This is a genomic window from Solibacillus sp. FSL W7-1472 (genome assembly GCF_037969775.1).
Classification (GTDB): Bacteria; Bacillota; Bacilli; order Bacillales_A; family Planococcaceae; genus Solibacillus; species Solibacillus silvestris.
In genome coordinates this window covers 3284686-3308286 of sequence record NZ_CP150208.1, presented here as the reverse complement: position 1 = coordinate 3308286, position 23601 = coordinate 3284686, and the positions used below count along the sequence as shown (strand labels likewise).

The window sequence follows — 23601 nt, the reverse complement described above, 5'->3', positions numbered from 1 at the left end:
TGTCAATCATCATGAACGTAATAGAGAGTATGAAAAGGGAGGCTCCTGTTTTCGGGAGCCCCCTTTTTTTGATACAATGGAACAATATGAACAAATAACTTATGTAGGGATAATTTAGTTTTAAAACCTATTGAAAAGGAGGTCATTCAGATGGAAAAACATCGAATTTTCATCGTTGAGGATGATCCTAAAATAGCTGCACTACTTGCAGACACATTGAGAAAATACCAATACGAAGTCGAAACGATTAAAGACTTTGATTCATTAATGGAACAATGCTTAGCGTTTTCGCCTCATATAATTTTACTGGATATTAATTTACCTTCCTATGATGGGTACTATTGGTGCCGTGAGTTGAGACAATTTACGAAATGTCCGATTTTATTTATTTCGGCTCGCTCGGGTGAGATGGATCAAATATTTGCATTGGAAAACGGCGGAGATGACTTTATTACGAAGCCGTTTAACTATGAAATTGTACTTGCTAAAATTCGCAGCCATTTGCGTCGTACATATGGAGAATATTCTGCAAGACAGGAAGAGCGGAAAATTGTACAAGGACAGCTAACATTGTATTTGGAACGGATGGAACTTCAATTGAAGGAGCTCGTCGTTCCGCTTCAGAAGAAGGAATGTGTCATTTTAGGATTATTAATGGGACAAGCGCCAAAAGTCGTATCACGTGAACAGCTGTTGGAGGAATTGTGGGATGATCAGGCATTTGTTGATGAAAACACGTTAAATGTAAATATGACGCGTGTTCGAAAGAAGCTGGCCGATTATGGCATTTCATCTGTTATTGAAACAGTGCGCGGAGCAGGGTATCGCTTTTTATTGAGCTCGGAGGAAATGTAATGGCGGTCAAATTATTTGTGAAGGAGCATCTTTCCTACCTGATTTTTCAAATCGTCTTAACATTATTTTTACTTTCTTTGTTTTGGCTAGATGGATTTCGCAGTGTCACGACCGCCATTTATGCGATAGCGATCAGCCTTCTGTTAATTATTTCATTTTTAGTCTTGCGCTATATGTTGAGACGCCGCTATTTGGCGAAGATTTCCACGTTGCCGCAAACGATGGAAGATGCGCTTCAAAAGAATGCGAAAACAATGGAATATATGGAGACTGAGCGCTATTTGCATGAGCTGTACAAATTGTATCAGCATGAAGTACAGGCGCTTTATGCGACCCAGTCCAGACAATATAAGTTTATGAACCAGTGGGTACATCAGATGAAAACACCGGTCTCGGTTTTGGAGCTTTTGCTGCAGCAGGAAGAAGAGCTTGATAAAAAAAGTGTGCAGGAAGAAGTCGAACGTTTGAAGCGCGGTCTTGAAATGGTTTTAGTGAATGCACGTTTGGAAAACTTTTCGGATGATATGCAAATCGGAAAAGTACCGCTGAAATCGGCGATTATGTCTAATGTGAATGACAATAAACGTCTGTTTATCGCCAACCGGGTATTTCCGGAAGTGAAGATTGATGAGGATTTAATCGTAATGAGCGATATAAAATGGCTGAATTTCTTAATTGGACAGTTCATTACAAATGCAGTGAAATATACATTTGAGCCGAATAAGAAATTGTATATTACGGCGGTGCAAAAAGAACAGCATGTCCATTTATTCATTCGTGATGAAGGAGTCGGCATTCCTAAATCTGATTTACCCCGTGTAATGAAGCCATTCTTTACCGGTGAAAACGGCCGGAAAACTGGAGAATCTACCGGCATGGGACTCTATATCGCAAAGGAGATTTGTGATAAGCTCGGACACCAGCTTTTGATTACATCGGAAGTTGGGAAAGGTACACAAATTGAAGTGATTTTTCAGTCATGAGGTATTACTATTGACTGAAAGAAACAGACTTGGTTAAAAGGAGTTACTATGTCTATTTTACAAATACAAGATGCAACGAAAGTATATGAAGGAAAAGTAACGAAGCGAGCGCTCAACCAGCTAAGTTTTGAAGTGGAAAAGGGTGAGTTTGTCGCAATTATGGGTCCATCCGGCAGCGGAAAAACGACGTTGTTGAATATGGTATCCATGATTGATACGCTGACATCCGGCGAAATTATCTTTAACGGGATGAAACCGCAAAAGCTTAATAGTGAGGAACTTGCTTATTTCAGACGCCGTCAGCTCGGTTTCGTCTTTCAGGATTTTAATTTGCTGCCGACATTGACGGTCGAGGAGAATGTTATTTTGCCGCTGACAATTGATGAACAGCCGATATCTGTCATGGAGGAACGTCTGCAATCTTTAAGTGAGCTGCTCGATTTAACGTCAATTTTAATGAAACGACCGTATGAAATTTCAGGGGGACAAGCCCAAAGAACAGCTATTGCACGTGCACTAATCCACCATCCGATGCTCGTTTTAGCCGATGAGCCGACAGGAAATCTGGATTCGAATGCATCACGTGAAGTGTTGGAGCTTCTGGCAAGAATGAATAAAGAAAACGATACGACGATTTTGATGGTGACACATGATCCGATTGCGGCGAGTTATTGCGATCGAGTTATATTTATTAAAGACGGCGAGTTTTTCAATGAAATTTATACAGACGATCGTCGCCAAACATTTTTCCAGCGCATTTTAAATGTATTAAGTTTATTAGGGGGACATGTAGGTGACTTTTCTTCAATTCGCTTACCGTAACGTTTTCCGGAATTTCCGTAACTATGCCGCCTTTTTTATGGCCAGCTTTTTTAGTGTTTTTGTATTCTTTATTTATTCGATGCTCATGTTCCATCCTGAAATCGAACGCGGTTTTTTAGGGGAAGTATCGATAGCCGGAATGGTTTTTGCTGAAATCGTTCTTGTGCTGTTTTCATGGTTTTTTATTTTTTACTCGATGCGTGCCTTTTTGGAAGCGCGCTCTAAAGAGTTTGCGATATTGCTTCATCTTGGCATGGACCGGAATCAGCTTGGAAAACTGATCATCATCGAAACAATGACAATTGGCATTTTCTCCTGTATTTCCGGTATTGTGTTCGGATTTGCATTTTCGAAATTTTTCTTTATGATTGTCCGTGAAATTTTAAACTTAAATGCATTGCCGCTCTATTTATCATGGGAGCCGTTTGTGCTGACATTATTCGTTTATTTAAGCGCATTTGTTGTCATCTCGACGTTGAGTACCCTGTTTACTCCGGACATTAAAATACGGAACTTTATAAGAGGCCCGAAGTTTGTCGATGCTGCTGTGACCTATTCAAAACGTAATGCCATTTTAGGAATCATCCTTATTTTATGCGGATACGGTCTTGCACTTATTACAACGAAGTCATCTATTTTTTCGTATACATTATTGATCCCTGTTTTCGTGACATTGGGAACTTATTATTTCTTTACGGATACAACGCTTTATATTATTGACCGGTTGAAGGGGCGAAAGCAGTTTTACTGGAAAAAGGCACGCATGCTGGCGATTGCTGAACAAGTGCAGATTTTACGTTTCAACTCACGCATGTTTTTCATTGTGACACTCGTCTCGACACTTGCCTTTTTAACGGTCGGTGTTTTATCGGCGATGTCTTCCTATACTTCACAATATGACAAGATCAATCCAATCGGTCTCCTCTATAAAGGGGAAATGGATAATCCTTATGAAATTGAGCATATTTTATCCGTCATTGATGAGCTTGAATTTAATGGAATCAGTTACCATATGACACGCTTTACGGTCATGCGCCAAACATCATCGTATACATCGAATCCGGTGGAAGTTTTCCGGGAAACAGATATTAACCATCTGCTGTTTTCGTATAAATACCCGCTTGTGAATTTAAAAAGCGGGGAAGCAATGTTCATCCCTTATTCGGAAGATTCGATTGAAAAGCTGGAGAAAACGGAAGTAAAGACGGTGCTAAAGGAAAATAATGTGGACCTGACGATTAACAGTGTATATCCGAAAATGTTTTTCCCGACGGCTATTATTAGCAGCAACTCCATTATCATTAGTGATGAAGACTTTGAAAAACTGACAAATGAGTTTGAAATGTCGCCATATGTTGAGCCTGGCTATCATTTATTTACATTTGATATCCCTAACTGGACCGAAACGGAAAATATCGGAATCGATATTCAGCAGATGGTCGCCCGCGATTATCTGATCAACAAAGAATATACGTTACCGTTTTATTTTGAAAATGCCGGATTAAATTATTCTTATATATTAGCTACGTATTCTTTATTAACACTCATCGGTATATTAGTAGTAGCTGTATTTCTACTTGCGTCCGGAAGTTTCGTTTATTTCAAAATCTATGCCAACTTGGACCGTGAGAAAAAACAGTTTGATATGCTCGTTAAAGTAGGGTTGAGCGGAAAAGAACTGAAACGCCTTATTACGAGAAATTTAATGATTCAATTTTTCCTGCCGTGGGGTTTAGCCTTTGTACATAGTGCATTTGCGTTCTATGTTGTGCAAACCGTATTGAATGATGTAATGAATTTATCGATTGTAAAAGAGGTCGTATTTTCATTTACAATGTTTGCCCTTATTCAAATTGTTTACTTTTTCTTAATTCGCTGGCGTTATATTTCACATGTGCGCGGATGAGTTTAAATAGAGAAAAAATGATTTTAGTACAATATTTGTGAATAAGCGAGATTTTCATATTGTTTTATTAATATACTTATTCTATAATGCTAATAGAGTGAATATTTTTTCATTTTACGCAATAGGGGGATGGGTGTATTGAATTTAGTTGAAAAGGTAAGACAACAAGCTTTCGAACAACCAGAAAAAACAGCGTACTACTTTTTAGGTAAAGGCACATCTTACGGTGAATTGGAGCAATCTGTTGCACGATTTGCAGCTGCTTTGGAAGATTTAGGTGTAAAAAAAGGCGATCATATCGCGTTTCTATTAGGGAATACACCGCATTTCATCATCAGTTTATACGCGTCAATGCGTATTGGTGCTGTGGCAATTCCGATTAATCCAATCTATACAGCAGATGAAATTTCATACATCATACAAAATGGTGATGTAAAAGTTGTTATCGCACTTGATTTACTATTACCGCTTGTGGAGGCAGGGGTGCATAGATTCCCACAAGTAGAACAATATATCATTTGCGAAACGTCTGAAGACATCGGTGAAAAGTATGCCGCGCTTTCAGATGGGGCGAAAGAAAAAACGAAGCTGTTTTCACAAGTATTAGCAACAACAGCACGTACAACGGATCCAGTAGAAGTAGCGCCTGATGATACGGCGATAATTTTATATACTTCCGGTACGACGGGTCATCCGAAAGGTGCCATGCTGACACATAATAATTTATTCTCCAATGCAAGAGATATTGGCGATTACTTAAAAATGACATCAGAAGATCGTATAGTGGCAACATTGCCGGTTTTCCACGTCTTTGCATTAACGGTCGTTGTCAATTCACCGTTAACAAGAGGTGCAACGATCTTATTAGCGCCACGCTTTAGTCCGGGAGAAATTTTCGAGTTAATTTCGACGTATAAAGCAACAGTATTTGCGGGTGTTCCGACAATGTACAATTTCCTTTATCAATATGACAAAGCGAATGTTGCTGCATTCTCAACAATTCGTTTAGCGATTTCAGGTGGCGCTTCATTACCTGTATCATTGCTACATAACTTTGAGCAAAAGTTCAATGTACGAATTTCTGAAGGATACGGATTATCTGAAGCTTCACCTGTTACTTGTTTCAACCCTACAGACCGTGAGCGTAAACCAGGCTCAATCGGACAATCGATTAGCAATGTTGAAAATAAAGTGGTCGATGAAAATGGGGATGAAGTGGGCGTTGGGGAAGTAGGCGAGCTGATCGTACGCGGACCGAATGTCATGAAAGGCTATTACAACATGCCGGAAGAAACTGCTGTAGCGATTCGCGACGGCTGGTTATATACAGGTGACTTGGCAAGAAAAGACGAGGAAGGTTACTTCTACATCGTCGATCGCAAAAAGGATATGATAATTGTAGGCGGTTACAATGTTTACCCACGTGAAGTAGAAGAAGTATTGTTCTCACATGAAGGGATTGTGGAAGCGGCAGTAGTAGGCTTCCCGGATTTGGACTTTGGTGAAGCGGTACATGCCTATGTTGTTTTGAAGAATCCTTCATTAACAGTAGAAGCAATTCGCGAATTTTGTGCAGACCGTATTGTGAAATACAAAGTACCGACTGTCATCGAAATTTTGGACGAGCTGCCAAAAAACACTACTGGTAAGATACTGCGCCGTTCTTTAAAAGAAATAGCAAGAACATAACATTCCTACACCTGCCATGCTTTGTGGCGGGTGTTTTTAAAATTAGGAAAATAAAAGAAGGCGCCGTCCCTTTGCAATGGGTCTTACATACTCATTGGTATATGTCTTCTTATAAGGGGGATAGTTATTAGTTTAGTGATTGTTCTCATAAAGCTTCTTATAATGTTCTGGGTTGTTTTTGGCGGGGGCCGCATAGTAGCAGTAAAGGCACGCCGTAAACGTCGCACCTTTACTGCTGCTATTATTGCGGCTTGGGACTCCCGCCAAATCAAAAGTGCCATCTCTAAACCGTTACGCTCTATAGTCGGCGCTTACATGGTAGGCGCCGTTTCTACGCACAAAGTTAATTTTTCTATTAAAAACTATTGGACTTATAACGTTGTATAGATAAAGCAATATCTTAATACATTTTTTGAATTATATTTTGAAATTTCAAATAAAAGATGGTACATTGTTATTACGGAAATCGAAATAAATGAAGAGGTGTTTTAATGACAAAGTATATGACAAAAGAAAGCTTATTCGAAATTCAATCCATTGCAAATCCGGTACTTGCGCCAAATGAGCAAGAGGCGGTATTTATTCGTACACTTATTAATGAAAAAGAGAATAACTACAATGCCCATCTGTTCCATATCGACCTGGAATCAGGGGAAATAACGCAATGGACTTACGGTAATGAACGTGTCTCAAGCCCACAGTGGTCAACAGACGGCAAACAAGTCGCATTTTTAGTAAAACGCAATGAAAAACAGCAACTATACATATTAAACCGTCGTGGCGGGGAAGCACAGGAAATTACGACACTTCCAAATGGCGTCAATTCATTTTTATGGAGTCCTTGTGGTGAGAAAGTTTGGATCACAAGCACAGTTAAAAAAGGGTTGGACATTACGAAAGAGGAAGAAAAAGAAGATACGAAATTCCCGAAAGCCTATGTCGTCGACAAAATGAAATACAAAGCAGATAGTGTCGGGTTATTGAAGCAGGACCGCTATTCACAAATTGCTGCTGTAGACTTGGCATCAAAAGAAGTGAATACTTTTACAGAAGGAAATTATTCACATAGTCTACAAGGCATTTCACATGACGGGAAAACATTGGTGATCGGTGTGAATCGTGAAGAAAATACGGATAATGTATTCCGTACACCGCTTTACCTAGTAGATGTAGATACGAAAGAAGAAACGGTACTAATTGAGGAAGATGGCTACTTTGGTGGTGCTGAGTTTTCATTTGATGACCGTTATATTGCATTTGGCGGTTCGGATCATACATTCAGAAATGCAACACATGGCCATGTTTATATTTATGATACAGAAACTAAAACAACACAAAAGCTGACAGAGATGCTGGACTTGCCGGTTGGTGATTATGGTGTTGCAGACATTCAGCAAGGTGTATCGGCTCCATCTGTAATGTGGACGGAAAACAATGATTTGTATTTCCAAGTATCTACACAAGGGGATATTCGCTTATATTATGCAACGTTAGAGGGCGCACTTTATCCTGCGTCACCTGAAAATGAGCATGTATATGGCTATGCAATCTTTAAAAACGGCAACCGTGCATTATTGACGGTATCCAATGGAACATTCCCTGGGGAGCTGTTTGACTTTGATATTACAACAGGTGAGCGCAAGCAGTTAACAACATTTAACGAAAAGTTTTTAAATGAGACTACGCTGTCAGAACCGGAAGCGATTTTGTATACATCAAAAGACGGTTTGACTGTACATGGCTGGATTATGAAGCCTGCACAGTATACAGAAGGAGAAAAATATCCATTAATTGTTGAAGTACACGGCGGACCGCATACTTTATATGCGAATACGTTTTTCCATGAGATGCAGCTATTGGCGGCGAAAGGGTATGGTGTGCTTTATGTGAACCCACGAGGCAGTCATGGCTACAGCCAGGAATTTGTTGATGGTGTGCGCGGTAATTATGGTGATGGAGACTATGAAGATATAATGGCTGGTGTTGATTATGCACTGGAAAATTATTCATGGATTGATGAGTCGCGTTTAGGGATTACTGGCGGAAGCTATGGCGGCTTTATGACGAACTGGGTTGTTGGTCATACGAACCGCTTTAAAGCAGCTGTTACCCAACGTTCAATCTCAAATTGGATCAGCTTCTACGGCGTATCGGATATCGGTTATTATTTCTCGGAATGGCAAATGCTCGCAGATATGAATGATGTGGAAAAACTGTGGCACCATTCACCATTAAAATATGCGGCTAATGTGGAAACACCGCTGCTTATTTTACACAGTGAACGTGATTTCCGCTGCCCGATTGAGCAGGCTGAGCAACTTTATATTACGCTTAAGAGCATGGGCAAAGAGGTCGGTTTCGTCCGTTTCCCTGAATGTGACCACAACTTATCACGTACAGGTATCCCGAACTTACGATTAGAACGACTTGAGCAAATTACAGGCTGGTTTGAGAAATATTTATAAAATACAAACAGGGTGTCCCATTGGCGGGCACCCTATTTATATGAGTGGGTTTATCTACCTTTAAACTGAGGTGGCCTTTTTTCAGCAAAGGCATTCAGAGCTTCAATGCGGTCTTCGGTTGGAATCGTCAGTTCATAGGCTTTTCGTTCAATTTGAAGACCTGTTTGAATATCTGTTTTCATCCCTTGTTTTACAGCAAATTTAGCCTGCTGGATCGCAATCGGCGCATTGCGTAAAATAAGTGCGGCAAAGTCGGCCGTCACTTCATGTAAACTTTCGACCGGTGCCACTTTCGTAACGACACCATAGTCAAGTGCTTCATGCGCAGTCATTCGTTTTGCTGTCAAAATAAGCTCCAATGCTTTCGCTTCACCGATTAAGCGCGGCAGTCGCTGTGTTCCGCCTGCACCCGGGATGATGCCTAAGCCTGTTTCCGTTAAGCCAAGTGAAACTGTATCAGCAGCAATACGAAAATCACAGGCAAGCGCAAGCTCAAGTCCGCCGCCAAAGGCATAGCCGTTTAATACACAAATTGTCGGTTGTGGTAATTGCTCAATGAGCGTAAATACTTCCCCGAATCGATTTAAGTTGCGTTTTACAAGTGTATCCGGCAATGTTTTACGTTCTTTTAAATCCGCACCAACTGAAAAGGCTTTATCACCGGAACCTGTAATGATGACAAGACGAATGTCAGGATGAATTTGTATGGATTCCATGACATTGCGTAATTGTTCCAGCATTTCATAATTAAAGGCGTTTAACATATCGGGGCGATTAAGTGTTACATATGCAATAAAGTCTTTTTGCTCATATTTTACAGTGTTCACATTTACTGCCTCCTTGAATTTTGTTAATCTAGTTTTATAGTACATTGGAAGATTGTAAAATAACAGCAATTTCCATAATAAATAGAGAGAAAATAAACGAGTATTGGGGAAATTACAAAATGGAAGTATTTGTTGGGCGACAACCTATATTTAACAAACATGAAGAAATCGTAGCATATGAGTTGTTGTATCGAAATAATTACACCAACCAGTTTCCGAATATTGATGCAGATAAAGCAACCGTTGAGCTGATCATCAATTCATTTCTTTCGATTGGCATTAAGGAGCTGGCCAATGGAAAGCCATCTTTCATTAACTTTACGGAAAACCTGATTATGCAGGATTCAATAGACGTTATTGAACCCGAACAAATTGTCATTGAAATATTGGAAAATATTCCGATTACAATGGAATTGATCGAACGGCTCAAACAATTAAAAAATGCGGGAAATAAAATTGCGCTTGATGATTTTGTCATTAATGATGAAGTTTTGATCTATGATGAACTCTTTCCGCAAATCGATTATATAAAAATCGATTTTTTACATAGTGGTGAACATGAGAGAACTGCAATTGAAAATACAATTAAATCGAAATTTTCTCATATTAAGCTATTGGCAGAAAAAGTAGAGACGCGTGAGCAGTATAATATTGCTAAACAATCGGGCTATTCTTTATTTCAAGGCTATTTTTTTGAAAAGCCGCAAATACTGACAGCGACAGACATACCGGCAAATCTGTTTCAATATTTTCAGATTATCTCGTTGTTGCGGGATGATGAGGCCAATATCGATGTATTGGCGAATCATATTGAACGGGAAATTTCATTATCGTACCGGTTGCTCAAATTAATCAATGGTTCATCAAGACGTTCGAAAACGAAAGTCCGCTCGATTAAACAGGCTATATTATTACTAGGTTTAACGGAGTTGCGGAGATGGATTTATTTACTGGCGATGCGGGAATCGGACGTGAATCGAAATAATGATGTGTTTCAGGAGTTAATGTATGCATCGTTGTTCAGAGCAAAAGTCTGTGAAAAAGTTGCACGTCGTAACTACAAAAAGAATTTCTCGGAATATTTTTTAGTTGGTCTGTTTTCATTGATTGATTCTTTATTAAAACGGCCTATGAATGCAATTGTTTCGCAGTTGCCGCTATCGGAAACGATTTTGGAAACAATCTCAGGTGAACATACGGAAATGACGCCGTATTTACAATTTGGGACGGCTTTAAGCAAATTGGACTGGGAAAGTATTATTCCATTATCTCGTAAATTAAACATACCGGTCGAAGGGCTATTGCCGATGTATGAAGAAGTGAAAGCATGGGTAGATGAGGCACTAATAATCCAATAAAAAGTAATAAAGAAGGCGTCCTTTTGTAGGGCGCTTTTCCTTTAGTTTGATGAAGTTCTCATTTATTCAATGGAATTTACAAAAGAAGCGAGGATTTGTATGACATATAGCTCACAGAGTTCACTGAAAAACAGTGTAATGGAATATGTATTTGTCATTGTTGGCGCAGCAATTATTGCGTTTGGCTTTAATGTGTTTCTATTTCCAAACCAAGTCGCATCCGGCGGAGTAAGCGGGATCAGTACGATCTTGCATGGAATGTTCGGATGGAATGCCGGGATTGTTCAATATGCATTCAATATTCCTTTATTTATAGCTGGCGTGCTTGTATTAGGAAAAAAATTCGGGATTAAATCCTTTATTGGTACAATCACCCTTCCTTTTTTCGTTATATTAACGGAGAGCTGGGATCCTTGGACGCTGAATCCATTATTAGGGGCTATTTTTGGCGGGATTGTTGTCGGTTTAGGGATAGGTCTTGTTTTTAAAGGGAATGCTTCAACTGGTGGTACGGATTTGCTTGCCCAAATTATTACGAAGTATACAGGCTTAACATTAGGGACAAGCGTACTGTTAATCGATGGCCTCATTGCGGTAAGTGCAGCAATTGTGTTTGACCTTGAAAAAGGATTGTATGCGTTAATCGGCCTATATGTCACGACAAAAACGATTGATATTGTGCAGCTAGGTTTTAGCCAATCGAAAATGGTTTACATTATTACACAAAAAGAAACGGATGTGCGCGATGCGATTTATAAAGAGATCAATCGCGGGATTACAAGGCTTCCGGCATTTGGCGGGTATACAGGTGAGGAGCGCCCGGTTTTAATGGTCGTTGTTTATCAAACAGAGTTCACAAGGTTGAAACAAGTATTGAAAACCGTTGATCCTCAAGCATTTGTCATCGTTTCGGACGCCTATGAAGTGCTAGGCGAAGGTTTCAAAAAAGTATAAGTTTGTTATAATCAGTAGTGGAATAAAAGTTCATTTTTGGAGGGGTTCAGAATGAAAAAGAGTTTACTTACATTAGTTTTCGGTTCAGCAATTTTCCTTGCTGCATGCGGTGGAGATGATTCGGCTTCAAACGGCGAAACAGCTGAAATCGACGGGAAAAGTGTTGTTCAGCAATCATGCGCAACATGCCATGGCGGTCAATTACAAGGCGGCAATGCGCCAGCGTTGAATCAATTAGGGGCAAAATATTCGGAAGAAGAGATTTTGGATATTATTTTAAATGGTAAAGACCGTATGCCTGGTGGAATTGTTAAAGGCGAAAAGGCGGAAGCAGCTGCAGAGTATTTATCAACATTAAAGTAATGTGTACATAAAAAAGATGGAGCTTTTTTTGCTTCATCTTTTTTTACCTTTTCAGCGAATTGCTAAATAATGTGATTGATAATTTAAAAAACTAAGCGCGTTATATATTGGAAATGGGATAGACATGATAAAATACAGTGGAGATGCTAGAAGATAGGAGCGTACCAAATTTATGATTCAAGTAATTGCGAAAGATGTTATGGAAAAGTTTAATTTGGAGCTAGTCAGTGGGGAAGCCGGAGTTGGGCGATACATAACGACGAGTGATATATCCCGCCCAGGTTTGGAAATGGCCGGCTATTTTACACATTATCCAGCTGATCGTGTTCAGCTGTTAGGTAAAACAGAGCTCTCATTTTTCGAAATGTTGCCTGAAGAGGAAAAAAGAAGCCGGATGAAGCAGCTTTGTTCGGATGAAACACCAGCGATTATTATTTCGCGCGATTTGGACGTGCCTCAGGAACTGATTGATGCATCGAATGAAAATCATGTCCCTGTGCTCGTGACAAAGCTGACGACGACTAGATTTTCAAGCCGGTTGACAAACTTTTTGGAAAGCAAGCTTGCGCCAACAACTGCCATTCACGGGGTTCTCGTTGATGTTTATGGAATTGGTGTACTTATCATTGGTAAAAGTGGTGTCGGGAAAAGTGAGACGGCACTCGAGCTTGTGAAAAAAGGGCATCGATTAGTGGCAGATGATAGTGTGGAAATTCGTCAGGAAGGCGAAAACATGCTTGTTGGATTCCCGCCTCCATTATTGGAACATCTGCTGGAAATTCGCGGTATCGGCATTATCGATATTATGACATTGTTCGGTGCAAGTGCGGTGCGTCCTTACAAACGTATTACTTTGATAATAGAGCTTGAAAATTGGGATCCGGATAAGTTTTATGATCGTCTAGGTTTGGATGAGGAGAAAATGAAAATTATTGATTCAGAAGTAACGAAGCTGACAATTCCAGTACAGCCTGGTCGAAATGTATCTGTAATTATTGAAGTAGCTGCGATGAATTACCGTCTGAAGAAAATGGGAGTCAATGCAGCTGAGGAATTTTCACGTCGTCTGGACGATATGCTTGTACCGAATGATGAAATAGACGATTATTAATATGTAGTTGAAGGGAGAAGTTTATGGTTACAAATTTATTAGCAATTAATCCGGTGGCATTCCACTTAGGACCAATACCGGTGAACTGGTACGGAATCATTATCGGGCTCGGTATTGTCGTTGCCTATTTTCTCGCACAAAAAGAGTCGGTCCGCCGTGGATTAGATCCGGAGTTTTTCGCCGATCTGCTCATTTGGGCGATTCCGATTTCAATCCTTTCAGCCCGCGTGTATTACGTTGTGATGAAGTGGGACTACTATAGTCAACATCCGGGTAGTATCATTCAAATTTGGAATGGCGGTATTGCAATCCATGGTGCATTAATCGGTGCGTTTATTACAGCATACATATTTACGAAAAAGCGTAAAGTGAGCTTCTTGAAACTGGCCGATATTGCGGCACCAAGTATTCTCGTTGGTCAAATTATTGGGCGATGGGGCAATTTCGTGAATCAGGAAGCTTATGGCGGCCCTGTATCACGAGAATTTTTGGAAGGCTTGTTTTTACCGAATTGGCTGATCGAACAAATGTACATTAGTGAAGATGGGAACTATGTACATCCGACTTTCTTGTATGAATCATTATGGAATGTAGTCGGTTTAGTCATTTTGCTGTTTGCCCGCAAATTAAACTGGCGACGCGGCGAAATGTTTTTCTTCTATTTAATCTGGTATTCAATCGGACGTTTCTACATCGAAGGCTTACGTACAGATAGCTTATACTTAGTGGGCGATTTGCGCTCTGCTCAAGTTGTTTCGATCATCGGTATTACAGTCGGTATTATTGCCATTGTTTATCGCCGTATGAAAGTAAAACCGGTTATCCACTATTTAGATGAGGAAAAACCTGCTGCGACTAAAAAGAAAAATAATACTACTAATAAAGTGAAGAGCAAGAAAAAATAATTCTGCTGTGAAGTTAAATAAGTAGAACGAAAAATATTAAAACTGGTTGATTGGAATAGAGGGAGGCGACACCTGCAGAAAGCGTCCTTCCTTGAAATCAACCCCTCTAATAGGGAAAATAAATATTCTTAACACCGTTTGCATTAGTGCGAGCGGTTTTTTAAAAGGGAGCATTCTTCAATATGAAAACAAAAGCATTGCTGTTTGATTTTGACGGCACATTATTAAATACAAACGATTTAATCATCCAGACATTCATGTATATTTTTGACGAAAAATTTCCCGGGCAATATTCGACAGAAGACTGCCTAAGATTCATTGGTCCGTCATTAAAACAAACGTTTGACGAATTAACACCTGGTGAAACCGATGTTATGATCGGGAAATATAAAGAGTGGAACGCCATCAACCATGACCGTTTAGTAACAAGCTATGATGCAGTAGTCGAAACATTGGAAGAGCTCCATAAATTAGGGGTCAAAATGGCGATTGTTTCAACGAAGAGCAGAGAAAGTCTTGCTCGTGGTTTAAAAGTACTTTGTGCGGAACAGTTCTTTGATGTTATCGTCGGGTTAGATGACGTGGAGCATGTGAAACCACATCCGGAACCGGTTCTTTTAGCATTGCAAAAGCTAGGTATTGAAAAAGAGGAAGCGATCATGATTGGCGACAATTCACATGATATTGAGGGCGGACAAAATGCAGGTGTCCGAACAGCGGGGGTTGCGTGGTCTGCTAAAGGTGTCGATTATTTAATGTCCTATGAGCCAACCTATATGCTTCATCATATGCGTGATTTATTGGAAATTGTGAAAGGGGAGTAGGCATGCGCAGAACAGAACGCTACAAAGTTCAAGGTGCGAATTCATTATGGAAAGTTTATAATACCGTTTCCTTTTGGAAAGTAATGAAATGTTTTATTGTTATTCAAATTGGACGGGTTACTCCGGTTATGGCCTGGAAAAACTGGCTGTACCGCTCGTTTTTAAAAATGAAAATCGGCAAGCAGACATCCTTAGCATTGATGGTAATGCCTGATTCCATGTTTCCTGAACGCATTTCAGTTGGTGATAATTCGATCATTGGCTTTAATACGACCATTTTAGCACATGAATATTTAATCGAAGAATACCGGTTAGGTGATGTCGAAATTGGCAGCAATGTGATGGTTGGTGCAAATTCCACCATTTTACCGGGTGTGAAAATTGGAGACGGGGCAATCGTTTCTGCCGCGACATTGGTTCATAAAGACGTACCAGCAGGCGCAATGGCAGGCGGCAACCCGATGCGCATTATTTTTACCGCGGAACAAATGGCAGAACGAAAAATGAATGACAAGCCGGTTTGGCAAAATTGAATGCAGAATGAGGTTGGGACAGAAGTAGAAATACCGTTTATTAAGAAGAAAACCCTTATTAAGAAATGGATATTTTATAAAATTGGTTGGAATGAAGGGCGAGTGTAGCTGACGGCTATGCCTTTCGCTACAAGCAAGCTTCCTGCGGGAATAGCGTGACGCCTGAGACTAGGAACAAAAGCTAAGAACGCCACGTCCTGTGGCAATGCTTTTGTGACCAACATCCTGTTGGCCTCACGCCCGCGGAAAGCGTCCCGGAATGGAAATCAATTTTTAACGCTCAGAAAAAATGCTATTTTTCTTTTCAAAGAAAAGTAGCATTTTTTGGTTATGTGCTTACGCTCATTTTTTTATGTCTTTTCCGCCAGTAAACTTAAATTGCCAAAATATGATGTATAATATAAAAATATATCAGAAAATTAAATTAACTAAATATTTGTATGAATCCATTGACTACAAACATAAGTAGCAGTAAAATACTTTCATACACTAGTGATTTAACACTCTAGTATACTAAAGTGTAGTATACAGACTTTTACCAAGTATAAAAATTAGGATGTGTGAAAATGTCATCGATTAAAATGTTTGAAAAGCCACTTGGAATGCGTGATACATTACCGGAAATCTATGAAAAACTAGAATTAATCCGCTCGACAGGACGAGCACTGCTGCGTGAACGCGGCTATGAATTAATTAAAACACCATCTGTAGAATATTATGATACGGTCGGGAAAGCATCTGCAATTTCCGATGCCCGACTTTTTAAATTGGTGGACAGCCAAGGGAATACGCTTGTACTACGACCTGATATGACAACACCGATTGCCCGTGTTGCGACTTCGAAATTACTGAAAGAGAAAATACCGCAACGGCTTGCCTATTTTGCCAATGTATTCCGTGCGCAGCAGCGTGAAGGGGGACGCCCGGCTGAATTTGATCAAATGGGAATCGAACTGATCGGCGACAATTCTGTGTATGCCGATGCGGAAGTGATCATGACGGCAATCGATTTAGTAAAGGCGTATCAAATTACAGATTTCAAAGTAACAATTGGACATGCAGGTGTATTGAGCTGCATTTTAAAGGACTATACAGAAAGTGATGCACAGGGAGATGATTTAAATGATCTTCTCGTTCAACGAAATTTTGTCGGGTTTGAAGAAGCCGTACTGGCATTTGATTTACCGAAAACAAAATCCGATGCGCTGTTAGCTTATATTGCAGATGCAATCAGCCTACCTTCTATTGAAGCAATTGAAAAATATGTGCGCAAAAATGATGCGCTGGAATATATGCGGAACTTGGCAAGAATTTTGGATGCTGCCGGTTATGAAGAGTACATCGCATTTGATTTTACATTATCAAGCCATATGAGTTATTACACAGGAATGTTATTTGAAGTGTTTGCTTCAGGCAGTGGGTTCCCGTTAGGAAATGGCGGACGTTATGACGGCTTAATGCAGCACTTTGGCTCACAAGTTGGGGCAACAGGCTTTGGTTTACGCGTTGACCGTGTCTTTGAAGCAATGCCAAAAATCAAAGTTGAAAAAGATGAAGTACTTGTATTGTTCACGGCAGAGCGTTTTGCTGAAGCACTGGAGGCAGTACAACAGTTGCGCACACAAGGAAAGCAAGTGACATTCCAATCCTATGAAGGCATCGAAAATATCGAGGCATTAAAAGCACACTTTAAAATAATTAATGAATACAATAGCAGGGAGGCATAAACAAATGACACAGCTAACAATTGCGATGCCAAAAGGCCGTATTTTTGAAGAAGCTTATGAAATGTTGCTTGAGGCTGGCTTTAACCTTCCTGAAGAAGTGGAAATGTCGCGTAAACTCATGATTGAAATACCTGAGGAAAACATTAGCTTTATTTTAGCGAAACCGATGGACGTACCGGTTTATGTCGAGCATGGGGTTGCGGATATCGGAATTGCGGGTAAAGATGTTTTACTGGAGCAGCGCCGAACTGTCCATGAGCTGCTCGATTTAAAAATTAGCGAATGCTATATTGCTTCAGCGGGTTTACCGAATACAACAATTAACGAGATTGCGCCGCGCATTGCGACGAAATATCCGAATATTGCGATGAAGTATTATAAAGGAATCGGCGAGCAGGTTGAGATTATTGAGCTGAACGGATCGATTGAACTGGCACCGATGATCGGTCTTGCGGATCGCATTGTCGACATCGTTTCAACGGGACGTACATTGAAGGAAAACGGCTTAGTGGAATATGAGCATATTGCCGAAGTTTCATCCCGTTTAATCGCCAATCCTGTAAGCTATCGCATGAAAAGTGACCGCATTCAAGATTTAGTGACACGCTTGAAAAAATGTGTGAAATAAGAGGGGCCGATGAGATGAAAATAACAATTTTGGATAACGATATTTCTTTAAAACGCCAACTCGAGCAAGGCAATGAACAACAGCTGCAAACGGTACGTGAAGTCATTCAGGATGTACGTACGAAAGGTGATGCGGCGATTAAATATTATAGTGAAAAATGGGACGGTTTTGCGCCTGAAAACTTACGCGTAGCCGAATGTGAAATCATCGAAGCGGTTAAAAGTTTTGATCCGCAATTATACGGCGATTTACAAGAAGCAGCAGATAATATTTATCGTTATCATAATGAACAAAAACGTACGGGCTTCCAGTTGCCGTTAGAAGACGGTTCGTATTTAGGGCAACGAATTACACCGCTTGATGCAGTAGGGTTATATGTACCTGGCGGATCAGCAGCTTATCCATCTTCTGTATTAATGAATGTCATCCCGGCACAAGTTGCGGGAGTGAAACGCATTGTCATTACTTCACCTGCAGGAAATGACGGGAAATTGCCGGACGCTGTACTTGTTGCGGCCCATATTTTAGGTGTGACGGAAATTTATAAAGTAGGCGGTGCACAGGCAATTGCAGCACTAGCTTACGGAACGGAAACGATTGCTCCGGTCGATAAAATTACAGGTCCGGGAAATATATTTGTAGCATTGGCAAAGCGTGAAGTATTCGGTGAGGTGGCCATTGATATGATTGCCGGCCCATCTGAAATTTGTATTTTAGCGGATGAAAGCGCCTATGCCGATGAAATTGCTGCAGATCTTCTATCACAGGCAGAGCATGACACATTAGCATGTGCTGTCCTGATCACAACAAGCGATGACTTGGCAGATGCAGTGGCAGATCAAGTCGAGATTCAATTGTCAAAATTACCGCGACAGGCGATTGCGCGAAAATCGATTGAAAACTTCGGTCATATTTACGTTGCAGAATCTATGAAGGATGCTGTACGTGCTGTCAATTCATTGGCACCTGAACATTTGGAAGTCATTACAGAAAATGCTGAAAAGGTTTCGGGAATGATTACGCATGCGGGTGCGATTTTTATCGGCCGCTATAGTTCGGAGCCGGTAGGGGATTACTTTGCAGGCACGAACCATGTATTACCGACAAACTCAACAGCACGCTTTGCAAGTGGCTTAAATGTCGATGATTTTATTAAACGCACGAGCGTTGTTTATTATAGCGAAAAAACTTGGCAACAAAATGCGCCGAAGATTGCGCGTCTTGCACGACTGGAAGGGTTGGAAGGACATGCAAGAGCGGTAGAATCGCGCGGCTGGGATAAAGGAGAAGAATAATGACACGTTTTTCAAAAATCGAACGCGATACAAATGAAACAAAAATTAAAGTAGAGCTCAACTTGGACGGTACAGGTCAAGCCGACATTAAAACAGGTGTTGGCTTTATGGACCATATGCTCGATTTATTTATAAAGCATGGATTGTTTGACGGTAAAATACTGGCCGATGGGGATACATGGATTGATGATCACCATACGACAGAAGATATCGGAATTGTGTTAGGACAAGCATTCCGTGAAGCGTTAGGCGATAAAAAAGGAATTAAACGCTACGGTACTGCATTTGTACCGATGGATGACGCATTAGCGCAAGTTGTCGTTGACTGCTCAAACCGTCCGCATTTGGAATACCGCGTTACACCGGAGCTCAATGCGAAAGTAGGGAACTTTGATACAGAGCTTGTCCATGAATTTTTATGGAAGTTTGCACTGGAAGCCCGCATTAATCTGCATGTCATCGTTCCTTATGGCCATAATACACACCATATTATTGAAGCGATTTTTAAAGCAACGGCACGTGCATTGGATGCAGCGGTAGAAATCGACCCACGTGTAAAAGGTGTGCCATCAACAAAGGGGCTGTTAACGTGAAAATAGGTGTAATTGATTATGGAATGGGCAATCTGTTTAGTGTCGAGCAGGCATTAAAGCGATTGGATGTACAAGTAATTGTTTCAAGTAATATTGAACAGCTGGAAGCGGCGGATGCTTATGTACTGCCGGGTGTAGGTGCATTTCCGGATGCGATGAAGCGCCTGGAAGAAACGGGGTTCATCGATTTCATTAAAAAGACGAAAAAGCCGCTGCTTGGCATTTGCCTTGGGATGCAGCTATTGTTTGAGGAAAGTGATGAGGTGGAGCAAACGAAAGGTCTTGGCATTTTCAAAGGACGTATTCAGCGCTTTACTGATGTTACCCGCATTCCGCATATGGGCTGGAATGAGCTGAAATTAAAGCAAACACCAGAATGGTTAGATAAAGAAGACTTGCCGCAAGAACGCCATGTCTACTTTGTTCACTCGTACTATGCGAGCGGCATCGATGAGATGGAGCTGATCGCCTCAGCCGATTATGAGCATGTACAAGTACCGGGCATCGTGGCAAAAGATAATTTTACAGGTATGCAGTTCCATCCAGAAAAGTCAGGGCCGTTTGGTGTGTATTTATTGACGGCTTGGACACAGGGAGTGAAAGAGGGCGTATGTTAACAAAACGAATTATTCCATGTCTTGACGTTAAAGAAGGACGAGTTGTAAAAGGGGTACAGTTTGTAGAGTTGCGTGATGCAGGCGATCCTGTCGAGTTAGCTAAATTTTATGATGAGCAAGGCGCCGATGAGCTCGTATTTCTCGATATTTCCGCTTCACATGAAGGACGGGAAACGATGGTCGATGTTGTCCGTCAAACGGCAGCAACATTGGCGATTCCATTTACAGTAGGCGGCGGAATCCGAACGATCGATGATATGAAGCGTATTTTACGTGCAGGTGCCGATAAAGTATCGGTCAACACATCTGCACTGGAACGCCCGCAGCTCATAAAAGAAGGTGCGGATTACTTCGGGGCACAATGTATCGTTTGTGCAATCGATGCGAGGTACAGCGAAGAAGACGGCACATGGATGGTATATACTCATGGCGGCCGAAATAAAACGACATGGACAGCAGTCGATTGGGCGAAAGAAGCGGTACGACTAGGTGCCGGAGAAATTCTTCTTACATCGATGAATCAGGACGGCGAGAAATCCGGCTTTGACCTGGAATTAACGAAAGCGGTACGTGATGCGGTAACTGTACCTGTCATCGCTAGCGGCGGAGCAGGGAATGCCGAACACTTCCGTGCAGTATTGCAAGATGTTGATACAGATGCCGCATTGGCAGCGAGTATTTTCCACTATAAAGAAACAAGCGTAGCAGAAGTGAAAAGCTACTTAAAAGAAAAAGGGGTTCGTGTACGATGAACGTAAAATTTAATGATCAAGGCTTAATTACAGCCGTAGTACAAGATGCACAGTCAAAAGAAGTATTAACAGTAGCTTATATGAACGAAGAGTCACTCCAAAAAACGATTGAAACGAATGAAACATGGTTCTATTCACGTTCTCGTCAGGAGCTTTGGCATAAAGGGGAAACGAGTGGCAACACGCAAAAAGTAGTTTCGATTAAAACAGACTGTGACAAGGATGCGCTCGTTATTGAAGTGATTCCAGCTGGCCCGGCTTGTCATAACGGAACGACTTCATGCTTTACTGAAAGCTTGGTAGAAAACGAACGTCCAGGTTCTGTCGCGATTCTTCCGCAGCTAGTAGAAGTGATTAAACAGCGTGAAATCGATATGCCTGAAGGGGCGTACACAACATATTTATTCGATAAAGGAATCGATAAAATCTGTAAAAAAGTCGGCGAAGAAGCTACAGAAGTTGTCATCGGTGCGAAAAACCGTGACGCAGAAGAAGTGAAATGGGAATCGGCAGATCTTCTTTATCACTTATTAGTTCTTCTTCAAGAGCAAAAAGTCGATGTTTATGAAGTGCTGGATGTATTGCAAAAACGCCATGAAGGAAAGAAGCAGTAACTACTGGAAAAATAACACCGCTATGTCAGACGTGTTTTTAGTACATATGTGCCGGATATGCTATAATAGTTAGAATTGATTAAGGGACCACACCTGTGCGTTCCTTATTTCTTTGTTTACAAACAAATGACCTGCGTATTTGATGATATAGAATGTATTGAACGGAATGACTCGGAGGAATATTATTGGAAAATAAACGTTTAAAAACAAAAGTTACTAATGTCGTGTCGTTTGTTCCGAATGGTGATTATTATTACAATAAAGCTTTAAAGGCAATTGAACGAGACGAAATGGATAAAGCATATAAATTTATTAAGCGCGCGGCGGATTTAAGTCCGGATGACGCGCATGTGTTATTACAGTACGGAATTCTTGAAATGGAACTGCAAAATTTCGAGCATGCATATGAGTTGATTCACACAGCCTATAGTTTAGAGCCGAATGAATCCGAAATCATCTTTATGATGGCGGAAGTGTCGGGCTGTATGGGTCATATTGCTGATGCCCAAAAATACGCAGCCCAATATTTAGACATGGAACCTAATGGCACATATACGGAAGACGCCTCCGAAATATTGGAGTTTGTCGACTATGTGGGCGAAGATATGGATGACATGGATGAATTTGATGGGGCGAAGCATGTGGCACAGGAAAAGGCCCGCCGCCATATGGAGCAGGGCGATTTTAAAACAGCAATCGAAATGCTGGAGCAAATCATTGAAGAGTATCCAGACCTTTGGAATGCGTATAATAATCTGGCGTTAGCCTATTTTTATGTCGGTGAGGCAGAACAGGCACGCGCACTTCTATATCGAGTGCTGCGTGAAAACCAAGGCAATCTTCACGCACTTTGCAACTTGGCCGTCTTTGCATATTACGAAAAAAGCAGTGAAGAGCTGAATGAACTGGTCGGTTTATTGAAGAAAATCCAACCGTTCGATTGGGAAAACCGTTATAAGCTCGGTGCGACATTTGCGTTAATCGGGCAGTATGAAGAGGCCTATAAATGGCTGCGCTCTATGAGTAAGAAAGGTTATGATGGAGAGCCTGGCTTTTATTTCTGGCTTGCCCAGTCAGCCTACTTCTCAGGACATGAAACGATTGCTAAAGAAGCGTGGAAAATGCTCATACAGTTGGATCCATCAAAAGAAGGGATGGAACCGTGGGCAAATGGGGAAGGCTCTATTTTACGAAATTCCGCGGAAAATCATCGTGACTTCATCATTCGTCAACTAACAGATGAGCACCAGTCAAGCCGATTATTTGGCATGTTTTTATTGAAGCGTTCGGCACATAAACAGGAAATTGTCGCGCACCCTTCTATTTTAAATGTCTCAAATTTTACGGCTATCGAAAAACTTTGCCTGGCATATGCACTGGACTATGACTTCAGTAACGGCAGCAAGGAAGAAAAGCAATTCCTGCGTTTTATGGAAGTAGCTGAGCAGATTACAGAAGTAAATGATTCGATTTCTTTAGAGGTCGCGCAAGTGTTAAGTACATGGTTTGCACTTGGGGAAATTGCATTCGAACAAGGCTATTCGTTTAAAAACAGCGCGGCTCTGGCTGCTGCTGTTGAATATTCATTCCATGTAGCGCTGGAAAACAAAGTGACGAAAAAAGCAGTAGCGGGCAAATATAATATTTCAACTGCAACATTATCGAAATACAATGATGAATTATATGAATTTGTACCGTCGGACTTTGAATAGGCAGTATATTTGTATTTATACAAGCAATCTTATACGATAAAAATATAGAAAAGGTATACGCAAGAGGA

Annotated in this window: 22 protein-coding genes; 21 read left to right on the top strand and 1 reads right to left on the bottom strand. The window is 40.8% G+C overall.

Annotated features, from left to right (window positions below):
* The first annotated feature begins 150 nt into the window (after nucleotides 1–150).
* From MKY07_RS16520 to MKY07_RS16495, 6 genes are all read left to right on the top strand, one after another.
* The gene (locus MKY07_RS16520; protein ID WP_008406439.1) at nucleotides 151–855 is read left to right on the top strand and encodes a response regulator transcription factor; all 705 of its coding nucleotides are present in this window, start codon (nucleotides 151–153) and stop codon (nucleotides 853–855) included.
* Nucleotides 855–1838, top strand: coding sequence for a sensor histidine kinase (locus MKY07_RS16515; protein ID WP_008406437.1), 984 nt, complete (start codon nucleotides 855–857; stop codon nucleotides 1836–1838). The genes MKY07_RS16520 and MKY07_RS16515 overlap by 1 nt, the downstream gene beginning before the upstream one ends.
* A 48-nt stretch (nucleotides 1839–1886) precedes the next feature.
* The gene (locus tag MKY07_RS16510) at nucleotides 1887–2660 is read left to right on the top strand and encodes an ABC transporter ATP-binding protein (RefSeq protein WP_014822755.1); all 774 of its coding nucleotides are present in this window, start codon (nucleotides 1887–1889) and stop codon (nucleotides 2658–2660) included.
* Nucleotides 2632–4566, top strand: coding sequence for an ABC transporter permease (locus tag MKY07_RS16505; protein WP_014822756.1), 1935 nt, complete (start codon nucleotides 2632–2634; stop codon nucleotides 4564–4566). The genes MKY07_RS16510 and MKY07_RS16505 overlap by 29 nt, the downstream gene beginning before the upstream one ends.
* Before the next feature lie 138 nt (nucleotides 4567–4704).
* On the top strand, nucleotides 4705–6255 hold the full coding sequence (locus tag MKY07_RS16500; RefSeq protein WP_339263194.1) for a fatty acid--CoA ligase family protein: 1551 nt from the start codon (nucleotides 4705–4707) through the stop codon (nucleotides 6253–6255).
* A gap of 491 nt (nucleotides 6256–6746) precedes the next feature.
* Entirely contained in the window at nucleotides 6747–8720 is a 1974-nt protein-coding gene (locus tag MKY07_RS16495) for a S9 family peptidase (RefSeq protein WP_339263193.1), read from the top strand.
* 50 nt (nucleotides 8721–8770) lie between these two features.
* Here MKY07_RS16495 and MKY07_RS16490 read toward each other — a convergent pair whose 3' ends face one another.
* Nucleotides 8771–9547, bottom strand: a complete 777-nt coding sequence (locus MKY07_RS16490; protein ID WP_339263192.1) for an enoyl-CoA hydratase-related protein — start codon at nucleotides 9545–9547, stop codon at nucleotides 8771–8773.
* Nucleotides 9548–9666: 119 nt separating this feature from the next.
* Here MKY07_RS16490 and MKY07_RS16485 point away from each other — a divergent pair, with 119 nt between their 5' ends.
* The 15 genes from MKY07_RS16485 (at nucleotide 9667) to MKY07_RS16415 (ending at nucleotide 23533) form a co-directional block, all read left to right on the top strand.
* On the top strand, nucleotides 9667–10905 hold the full coding sequence (locus tag MKY07_RS16485; RefSeq protein ID WP_339263191.1) for an HDOD domain-containing protein: 1239 nt from the start codon (nucleotides 9667–9669) through the stop codon (nucleotides 10903–10905).
* 99 nt (nucleotides 10906–11004) lie between these two features.
* A complete protein-coding gene (locus MKY07_RS16480; RefSeq protein ID WP_014822761.1) occupies nucleotides 11005–11859 on the top strand; it encodes a YitT family protein in 855 nt (284 codons plus the stop codon).
* 51 nt (nucleotides 11860–11910) lie between these two features.
* The gene (gene cccB / locus MKY07_RS16475; RefSeq protein WP_014822762.1) at nucleotides 11911–12222 is read left to right on the top strand and encodes a cytochrome c551; all 312 of its coding nucleotides are present in this window, start codon (nucleotides 11911–11913) and stop codon (nucleotides 12220–12222) included.
* Nucleotides 12223–12394: 172 nt separating this feature from the next.
* Nucleotides 12395–13333 (top strand): HPr(Ser) kinase/phosphatase, encoded by a 939-nt coding sequence (gene hprK, locus MKY07_RS16470; RefSeq protein WP_008406426.1) that lies wholly within the window; start codon nucleotides 12395–12397, stop codon nucleotides 13331–13333.
* Nucleotides 13334–13356: 23 nt separating this feature from the next.
* Nucleotides 13357–14238 (top strand): prolipoprotein diacylglyceryl transferase, encoded by an 882-nt coding sequence (lgt, locus tag MKY07_RS16465; RefSeq protein WP_339263190.1) that lies wholly within the window; start codon nucleotides 13357–13359, stop codon nucleotides 14236–14238.
* A 182-nt stretch (nucleotides 14239–14420) separates the two neighbouring features.
* Nucleotides 14421–15062 (top strand): pyrophosphatase PpaX, encoded by a 642-nt coding sequence (ppaX, locus tag MKY07_RS16460; protein ID WP_014822764.1) that lies wholly within the window; start codon nucleotides 14421–14423, stop codon nucleotides 15060–15062.
* Between the two features lie 2 nt (nucleotides 15063–15064).
* Nucleotides 15065–15595 (top strand): acyltransferase, encoded by a 531-nt coding sequence (locus MKY07_RS16455; RefSeq protein ID WP_087618296.1) that lies wholly within the window; start codon nucleotides 15065–15067, stop codon nucleotides 15593–15595.
* Between the two features lie 566 nt (nucleotides 15596–16161).
* Nucleotides 16162–17322 (top strand): ATP phosphoribosyltransferase regulatory subunit, encoded by a 1161-nt coding sequence (locus MKY07_RS16450; RefSeq protein WP_339263189.1) that lies wholly within the window; start codon nucleotides 16162–16164, stop codon nucleotides 17320–17322.
* Nucleotides 17323–17326: 4 nt separating this feature from the next.
* Nucleotides 17327–17950 carry an ATP phosphoribosyltransferase gene (gene hisG / locus MKY07_RS16445; protein ID WP_008406420.1) on the top strand — a complete coding sequence of 208 codons (624 nt, stop codon included), beginning with the start codon at nucleotides 17327–17329 and terminating at the stop codon, nucleotides 17948–17950.
* Between the two features lie 14 nt (nucleotides 17951–17964).
* Entirely contained in the window at nucleotides 17965–19245 is a 1281-nt protein-coding gene (gene hisD / locus MKY07_RS16440; protein ID WP_339263188.1) for a histidinol dehydrogenase, read from the top strand.
* On the top strand, nucleotides 19245–19838 hold the full coding sequence (hisB, locus tag MKY07_RS16435) for an imidazoleglycerol-phosphate dehydratase HisB (protein WP_008406417.1): 594 nt from the start codon (nucleotides 19245–19247) through the stop codon (nucleotides 19836–19838). The genes hisD and hisB overlap by 1 nt, the downstream gene beginning before the upstream one ends.
* Nucleotides 19835–20455 (top strand): imidazole glycerol phosphate synthase subunit HisH, encoded by a 621-nt coding sequence (hisH, locus tag MKY07_RS16430; RefSeq protein ID WP_008406415.1) that lies wholly within the window; start codon nucleotides 19835–19837, stop codon nucleotides 20453–20455. Before hisB ends, hisH begins: the two co-directional genes overlap by 4 nt.
* Complete coding sequence (gene hisF / locus MKY07_RS16425; RefSeq protein WP_065216730.1) at nucleotides 20449–21207, top strand: imidazole glycerol phosphate synthase subunit HisF; 759 nt, start codon at nucleotides 20449–20451, stop codon at nucleotides 21205–21207. The genes hisH and hisF overlap by 7 nt, the downstream gene beginning before the upstream one ends.
* A complete protein-coding gene (gene hisIE, locus MKY07_RS16420; RefSeq protein WP_008406412.1) occupies nucleotides 21204–21821 on the top strand; it encodes a bifunctional phosphoribosyl-AMP cyclohydrolase/phosphoribosyl-ATP diphosphatase HisIE in 618 nt (205 codons plus the stop codon). Before hisF ends, hisIE begins: the two co-directional genes overlap by 4 nt.
* Before the next feature lie 185 nt (nucleotides 21822–22006).
* Nucleotides 22007–23533 carry a tetratricopeptide repeat protein gene (locus tag MKY07_RS16415; protein WP_339263187.1) on the top strand — a complete coding sequence of 509 codons (1527 nt, stop codon included), beginning with the start codon at nucleotides 22007–22009 and terminating at the stop codon, nucleotides 23531–23533.
* Nucleotides 23534–23601: the final 68 nt, after the last annotated feature.